The sequence below is a fragment of the Candidatus Enterococcus ikei genome (assembly GCF_017316105.1).
In the GTDB taxonomy this organism is placed as follows: Bacteria; Bacillota; Bacilli; order Lactobacillales; family Enterococcaceae; genus Enterococcus_L; species Enterococcus_L ikei.
This window is the reverse complement of the sequence record NZ_JAFLWD010000026.1, coordinates 89,757-97,200: the sequence shown is the minus strand read 5'-3', so window position 1 is coordinate 97,200 and position 7,444 is coordinate 89,757. Positions and strand designations below refer to the sequence as shown.

The window sequence follows — 7,444 nt, the reverse complement described above, 5'->3', positions numbered from 1 at the left end:
ATACATTTGAGGACGCTTTTTTCTTTTTATAAATAACGATAATGGAGGGATGGTTTATGAAGAAAAAGTTATTAAGTATAGCGTTGATAGTAACAGGAATTGTTGGAATTGCAGCATGTGCTAACAATGACAAGGCTGCCTCGGATAAAGGTAAAGAAACCAAAGTTATTCGAGTCGGAACATCGCCTGGTCCTTATAGCGAATTATTTTTAGAAGCAGTCAAACCTATTTTAGAAAAAAATGGTTATCAAATAAAACAAACTGAATTTACAGAATTGATCCAAGCAGATGTAGCATTAACTGAAGGTGCCATTGATTTAAATGTTGATCAACACACAGCTTATCTAAATAACTTTAATGAAAATAAAGGCACTCACTTAATTGGTATCACTCCGATTCCAACTGTTCCAGCAGGGCTATTTCCCGGGAAAAGCAGTAAATTGGCTGAGGTGAAAGCTGGAGATAAAATCGGTATTCCAGACGATGCTTCAAATACGGCGCGAGCCTTCAACCTTTTACAAAAGGCGGGCTGGATCAAATTAAAAACAGGAATCGATCCTGTAAAAGCAACTAAAGAAGATATTGAGAGTAATCCGAAAAATTTAGAACTTATACAAATGTCATCGGCTCAAATTCCTAGAAGTCTAGCTGATTTGGATTATGCAGTGATTCCAGGAAGTATTGTTTACAGCGCAAAACTCGAACCTAAAGACAGTTTACTTTCTGAAGATGTCTTAAAAGAGTATGAATTAGTTGCAACGGTAGATGAAAAAAATAAAGACAGCAAGTGGGCGCAAGATGTCGTTAAAGCCTATCACTCAGTTGAATTCAAAAAATATTTAGAAGAACATAACCAAGGAAATTACTGGTTTATACCAAAAGAATTACAGGAGGAACCAAAATGATTGAATTAAAAAATATAGATGTCACCTTTTTTCAAAAAAAACAACAAATCGATGCAGTAAAGGATGTTTCTATAACGATTGAAAAAGAAGATGTATTTGGCATCGTGGGTTATTCTGGCGCTGGAAAAAGTACTTTAGTTAGAGTCATTAATTTACTACAGCGACCAACATCAGGTGAAGTCATTATCAACAACAAAAATATTCTTGGTTTTTCTTCAAAAGAACTAAGAGCACAGCGTAAAAAAATTGGAATGATTTTCCAGCACTTCAATTTAATGAAAGAACGCTCAATTTTCGAGAATGTCGATTTTTCACTAAAATATTCTGGATTAAAAAAAGAACAGAGAAGAGAAAAAATTGAAAAGCTGCTTGATCTTGTAGGTCTTTCAGATAAAAAAGATGCCTATCCAAGCCAATTATCAGGTGGTCAAAAGCAGCGAGTTGCAATTGCCAGAGCGTTAGCAAATGATCCAGAAATATTATTGTGTGATGAAGCAACTAGTGCATTAGATCCGAAAACAACCATCCAAATTTTGGACTTACTAAAGAAATTAAATAAAGAACTAGGATTAACCATTGTTTTGATTACTCATGAAATGCAGGTCGTTAAAGAAATTTGCAATAAAGTAGCCGTGATGGAAGATGGACAGGTAATCGAACAAAATGATATTGTTTCGATTTTCAGTCAGCCGCAAGAAGCCTTGACGAAGGACTTTATTCGGACGGCAACACATATCGATCAAGCGTTAGAAACAATTATTCAACATCCTAGTTTGTCTGATTTAGGTGGAAATGAAGTGTTAGTAGAAATCTCTTATGTAGGGGAACAAACAAGTGAGCCTCTGATTGCTCAGTTATACAGCAAATATCACGTTGTTACGAATATCTTATATGGAAATGTTGAAATTTTGCAGCAAGTACCAATCGGTAATTTAATCGTGATTCTTTCGGGAGAAGAACATCAACGAGAAAAAGCCTTAGACTTTTTGCAAAAACAAGGAGTAAAAATAAACGTTTTAAAAATAAGCAAACCAGATAAAATAGTCGTACCATTACATGTTATCTAAACAAAATAAGAAGAGGAGTGGAATAAATGCAGGGATTTTTACAAAATTATTTTCCAAATGTTCTACAATTAAAACAGGAATTTTTAAATAGCACGATTGAAACACTTTATATGGTTTTTTGGACAGCGATCATCGCTGGAATACTTGGAACATTGCTTGGCGTTATTATGGTTGCTGTAGGACCAGAAGGGATTTTAAAAAATAGTATTATTTACAATATTTTAGAAAAAATCATTAATGTTTGTAGATCCATTCCTTTTATCATCATGCTGGCGCTGATTCAGCCGATCACTCGTTTTTTAACAGGAACAACGATTGGCACAACGGCTGCTTTAGTGCCGCTGGTGATAGGAGTAATTCCATTTTTTGCACGTCAAATCGAGAACGCCTTATTAGAAGTTGATCCAGGTGTGATCGAGGCAGCTGAATCAATGGGAACAAGTCCATTAGGAATTATTTTTAGAGTATATTTAGTTGAAGGATTGCCAAGTATTATTCGCGTTTCGTCTGTTACGATTATCAACTTAATTGGATTAACCGCAATGGCTGGTGCAATTGGTGCTGGTGGTTTAGGGAACTTAGCGATTACCAGAGGCTATAATCGATTTCAGACAGATGTAACGATCGTTGCAACCTTGATTATCTTAGTTTTAGTTTTTGCTAGCCAGTTTATTAGTAACACATTGATCAAAAAAACATCACATTAAAAAAACGAAAAGAGGAAATATAAAATGAAAAAAACAATCAAAATTATCGGATTAGCCTTAACAATTGGGTTTGTATTAGCTGGATGTTCTGCTGGAAGTGCTAAAAGTGAAAAGAATGAAGTCGTAAAATTAGGAGTAGTTGGCGCCAATAATGAAGTATTAGAATCGGTTAAAGAACGTTTGAAAGATGATGGAATTGATCTTCAATTAGTTGAATTTTCCGATTATACACAACCAAATGCAGCTTTAGCTGAAAAAGAAATCGATTTAAATTCATTCCAGCATCAGATTTTTTTAGATAACTACAATGCAGAACATAAAACAGACCTAGTTTCCATCGGTAATACTGTTAGCGCACCATTAGGGATTTATTCGTCTAAAATCAAAGAGGTTAAAGAACTGAAGAATGGTGCTGAAATCGCAATACCGAATGATGCAACAAATGGTGGACGCGCGTTGTTACTCTTACAAAGTGCTGGGCTGATCAAAGTAGATCCAGCTAAGAAGCAAACACCAACAGTAAGTGATGTTAAAGAAAATAAATTAAACTTAAAAATCACAGAATTAGATGCATCCCAAACAGCCAGAGCACTTCAAGATATCGATGCTTCTGTGATCAATAGTGGAATGGCTGTAGATGCTGGTTTTGTCCCAGCAAAAGATGCGATTTTCTTAGAACCAGTGGATGAAACATCTAAACCTTATGTTAATATCATTGTTGCTCGTAAGGCTGATGAAGAGAATAAAACATACAATAAAGTAGTCGACACGTATCAACAAGAAGCAACGAAAAAGGTTATCGAAGAGACATCAAAAGGTTCAAGCGTTCCAGCTTGGGAAACATTTGGCAGAAAATAAAAGGAGGCTACTAAAATGACTACATTAACAAAACAATCGATTCAAGAAGAAATTCAGCAAAATTCAGATGACGTGATTGCATTAAGACGTCATTTTCATCAATATCCCGAAGCTAGTTTAAAAGAATTTGAAACGATCAAACGAATCAAAGAAGAGTTGAATAAGTTAGCAATCCCATTTGAAGAAGTCGGTGAAACGGGTGTTTTAGCAACTATCGAAGGTAAAAAAGGATTGGGAAAAAACATTATTTTAAGAGCAGATATCGATGCTTTGGAATTAGAAGATGCAACGGGAAAAGAGTACCAATCTAAACATCCAGGTTTAAATCATGCTTGCGGACACGATGGACATGCAGCAGCATTGTTAGGAGCCGCTAAAGTTTTAAAAAATCACGAAGCTGATTTTGCTGGTACGATCAAATTAGCATTTCAACCGGCAGAAGAAATCGGAGCTGGAGCTTGTCAATTTGTAGACGGCGGTTTTGTAGAAAATATTGATCAGGTTTTTGGCATTCATTTAGATTCAAATGTACCCATCGGCAAGTTAGTAGCAACGAAAGGCGCAACAAATGCATCTTGTGATATCTTTAAAATTGAAGTTGAAGGATTGAGCAGTCATGTAGCTCAGCCCAATGTCGGACGGGATGCGGTTTTAGCGGCGGCAAGTATTGTGGTTGAGTTGCAGAAAATAGCAGCACGAGAAGTCAGTCCTCTAGATCCTGTTGTCGTTGGAATCGGTGTACTTGATGCTGGAACCAGATATAACATCGTAGCTAACCATGCAAGAATCGAAGGAACAGTTCGAGCATTCAGTCATGAAACGCGGGCCTTTGTTTTAAAGCGTGTAGAAGAAATTTCCCGGCAAATTGCTGAAGCTCATCGCACTAAAATTGCCTCATTTCATATTCATGATGCGGCAGGTCCGCTGATCAATGATGATACGGCAACAGAATTGGCTCAAAAAGTAGCCGCAGAAATTGTTGGAAGTGAAAATGTCGTCACAGATTATACTAAGAGTTTGGGTGCAGATGATTTTGCAGATTTCTTACTTAAGGCACCTGGTGTTTATGGTCGAGTTGGCACTAGAAATTTAGATAATCCGGACACGCAATACGGTCATCACCATGAAAAATTTGATATTGATGAAGCTGGATTGGCGTTGGCAACAGAATTTCATGTGCGTTATGCCCTGACGTATTTAAATTCAATTGAATCGTAATTTATAAAAGTATAATTATCGAAGTGTAGTGGACTTTAATAATTATACTTTTTGATTTCCATTTGGTAAGAGGAGAAAGGTCATTTATAATAAAAAAAAGGATACAGATAAGGAGTTGGAAAAATGGATTGTACATTTCAAACAAAAAAAGGCAGATTCAATTATCGTGTAGGTGCGATTATTATTAGTGACTTAGGGCTATTAGTAGTGTCTAATTCAAAAGAACCATACTTTTATTCTGTCGGTGGTCGAGTAAAAATGCATGAAGCGCTGGATGATGCTATTGAAAGAGAAGTTTTAGAAGAAACAGGTAGTCAGATTGGAGAGAAGACGTTAGGTTTTATTCATGAAAATTTTTTTACATCTGAGTTAACCGGAGAAGTCTATCACGAAATTTCATTTTATTATTATGTAGAACTTCAAAACAACGCAGTTTCGTGCCATTCGCATAATGAATTTGATGAGCAGGAACAATTGCATTGGTTATCTTTTGAACAACTTCCTCAAGCGGATATAAGACCAGCATTTTTAAAAGAGCTGACCAAAGATACAAGTAAAACAATACAACATATCGTTGAAAAAAGTGTGTGAGACAAAGGTAAAAAGCACGTTTGTTTCACACACTAACTACGAATAAACACTTCTGTTCCATCCTCAATATTCTTGCTTTTCAAAACAATTATGTTAAACTATTTTTGTAAAGAAAGGTGATTAAGAATGTTTTTTCTTTCAGATAAATTTGTGAAAAGAAGCAGCTCCCGACAAATGAATGTGATGAAGCATTGTTGTGGAGCCTAATAAAATGAATGCTTCATCGTCTAAATAAATACTGAATTTTTGAGACTAAGCGATAGTCTTATTTAGTGTTGCTTTTGACGATGATCATGATTTTATAACGCTGATTAAAGGACAACGTGTTTCGTGCGTTGTCCTTTGTTGATAAAACAAGGGATAAGATAGGAGAGCCTATTTGATCACTTGTTTTTTGTTTTGAAAAAGAAAGCCTTTCTAATAAAACGTACGAAATTCGATGTCTGGAGCAACTTAAGTTACTGAACAGACAAACAAGTACTTAATACAATTTACAAACAATGAAACAAATAGAAAAGAGGAAGAAATATGAGTTTACTAACAATCGAACACCTAACCCAGCGTTTTGGTGAAAAAATTCTTTATGAAGATGCATCTCTTCGGGTCAATAAGGGAGATCATATGGGATTAACAGGTCAAAACGGTGTAGGAAAATCAACCTTAGTTAAGATTTTGACAGGAGAAATATTAGCAGATGATGGGACGATCACTTGGCAAAATAATACGAAAATTGGTTATCTAGATCAGTATGTGGAAGTGGTTGGTAACAGTACGATCAGCGAGTTCTTACATCAAGCCTACAAACCACTTTATGAAATCGAAGAAAAAATCAATGATTTATACACGGAATTTGGTGAGACTGGTGAAGAAAAATTATTAGAACGAGCAGGAAACTTACAAACACAGCTAGATGAAAGTGATTTTTATCAAATTGATACGATCATTAATGATCTTGCTAATGGTTTAGGAATTGAAGCAATTGGATTAGATCGAGCAATGAATGAATTGAGCGGCGGACAACGATCTAAAGTGATTTTAGCCAAACTTCTTTTAGAAGAACCTGATGTTTTACTACTAGATGAACCAACAAACTATTTAGATGATACACATATTCAATGGTTGATCAATTATTTGAACAGTTTTAGCGGCACGTTTATTTTAGTTTCTCACGATTACCACTTCTTAAACGCTGTGACCAATTGCATTTGTGATATTGAATTTGGGAAATTGACACGTTATACAGGAAATGTGGAAAAATCTTTCGCTCAAAAAGAACAAAACAAAGAAAGTTACTTAAAACAATACCACGCCCAACAAGCAAAAATCGAAAAGGCCGAAGCATATATCCGTAAGTACAAAGCAGGAAATCGCGCAACGATGGCAAAAAGTCGTCAAAAGCAATTAGACCGAGTGGAACGCATGGCGCCGCCAGGTAGCTTGATGAAACCACAGATTCAATTTCCGTATCAACCAATTGTTGCAAGTTTGGCGTTGATCACAGATGAATTAGTGATTGGTTACACTGAACCATTATTAGCTCCGATCAATTAATCCGTTCATACTGGCGAAAAAGTCGCAATCAAAGGCTTTAATGGAATCGGAAAATCTACATTGATCAAAACGTTAACAGGTAAAATCAAACCAATCAGTGGTGAATATCAATATCCAGCAAACACTAAAATAGCCTATTTTTCTCAAGACTTAACTTGGGAAAATGATTATTTGACGCCATTAGCCTATTTAAGCAACTGTTTCCCGAAAAAAACAGTTAAAGAAATCCGAACTTATTTGGCGAAATGCGGATTACCTGATAAATTAGTGAATCAACAGTTACGTTTATTGAGTGGAGGAGAGCAGACGAAGGTGAAGCTTTGTGAACTAACAATGGATTCTAGTAATATTATTTTCTTAGATGAACCAACGAATCATATCGATGTAGCGGCAAAAGAGAGTTTACGTCAAGCCATTCAACAATTTCAAGGGACGATTGTGATCGTTTCTCATGAAGAAGAATTTTATGTAGATATTACAGATCGCGTGATCAATATTGAAGAAATGATAAAATAAAAAACAGCTTCTGGCATTATTTAAAATGTCA

Annotated in this window: 6 protein-coding genes and 1 pseudogene; all 7 read left to right on the top strand. The window is 35.6% G+C overall.

Annotated elements, in window-relative coordinates:
- The first annotated feature begins 56 nt into the window (after window positions 1-56).
- The 7 genes and pseudogenes from JZO69_RS11220 (at window position 57) to JZO69_RS11190 (ending at window position 7,413) form a co-directional block, all read left to right on the top strand.
- Window positions 57-905, top strand: a complete 849-nt coding sequence (locus tag JZO69_RS11220) for a MetQ/NlpA family ABC transporter substrate-binding protein (protein WP_207112959.1) — start codon at window positions 57-59, stop codon at window positions 903-905.
- Complete coding sequence (locus tag JZO69_RS11215; RefSeq protein ID WP_207112958.1) at window positions 902-1,972, top strand: methionine ABC transporter ATP-binding protein; 1,071 nt, start codon at window positions 902-904, stop codon at window positions 1,970-1,972. The genes JZO69_RS11220 and JZO69_RS11215 overlap by 4 nt, the downstream gene beginning before the upstream one ends.
- Window positions 1,973-1,998: 26 nt before the next feature.
- On the top strand, window positions 1,999-2,679 hold the full coding sequence (locus JZO69_RS11210; RefSeq protein WP_207112957.1) for a methionine ABC transporter permease: 681 nt from the start codon (window positions 1,999-2,001) through the stop codon (window positions 2,677-2,679).
- Window positions 2,680-2,703: 24 nt separating this feature from the next.
- Entirely contained in the window at window positions 2,704-3,537 is an 834-nt protein-coding gene (locus tag JZO69_RS11205) for a MetQ/NlpA family ABC transporter substrate-binding protein (RefSeq protein ID WP_207112956.1), read from the top strand.
- Window positions 3,538-3,552: 15 nt separating this feature from the next.
- Window positions 3,553-4,755, top strand: coding sequence for an amidohydrolase (locus JZO69_RS11200; RefSeq protein WP_207112955.1), 1,203 nt, complete (start codon window positions 3,553-3,555; stop codon window positions 4,753-4,755).
- 123 nt (window positions 4,756-4,878) lie between these two features.
- On the top strand, window positions 4,879-5,346 hold the full coding sequence (locus tag JZO69_RS11195) for an NUDIX hydrolase (RefSeq protein ID WP_207112954.1): 468 nt from the start codon (window positions 4,879-4,881) through the stop codon (window positions 5,344-5,346).
- A gap of 528 nt (window positions 5,347-5,874) precedes the next feature.
- Window positions 5,875-7,413: pseudogene (locus JZO69_RS11190) on the top strand (ABC-F family ATP-binding cassette domain-containing protein).
- Window positions 7,414-7,444 lie beyond the last annotated feature (31 nt).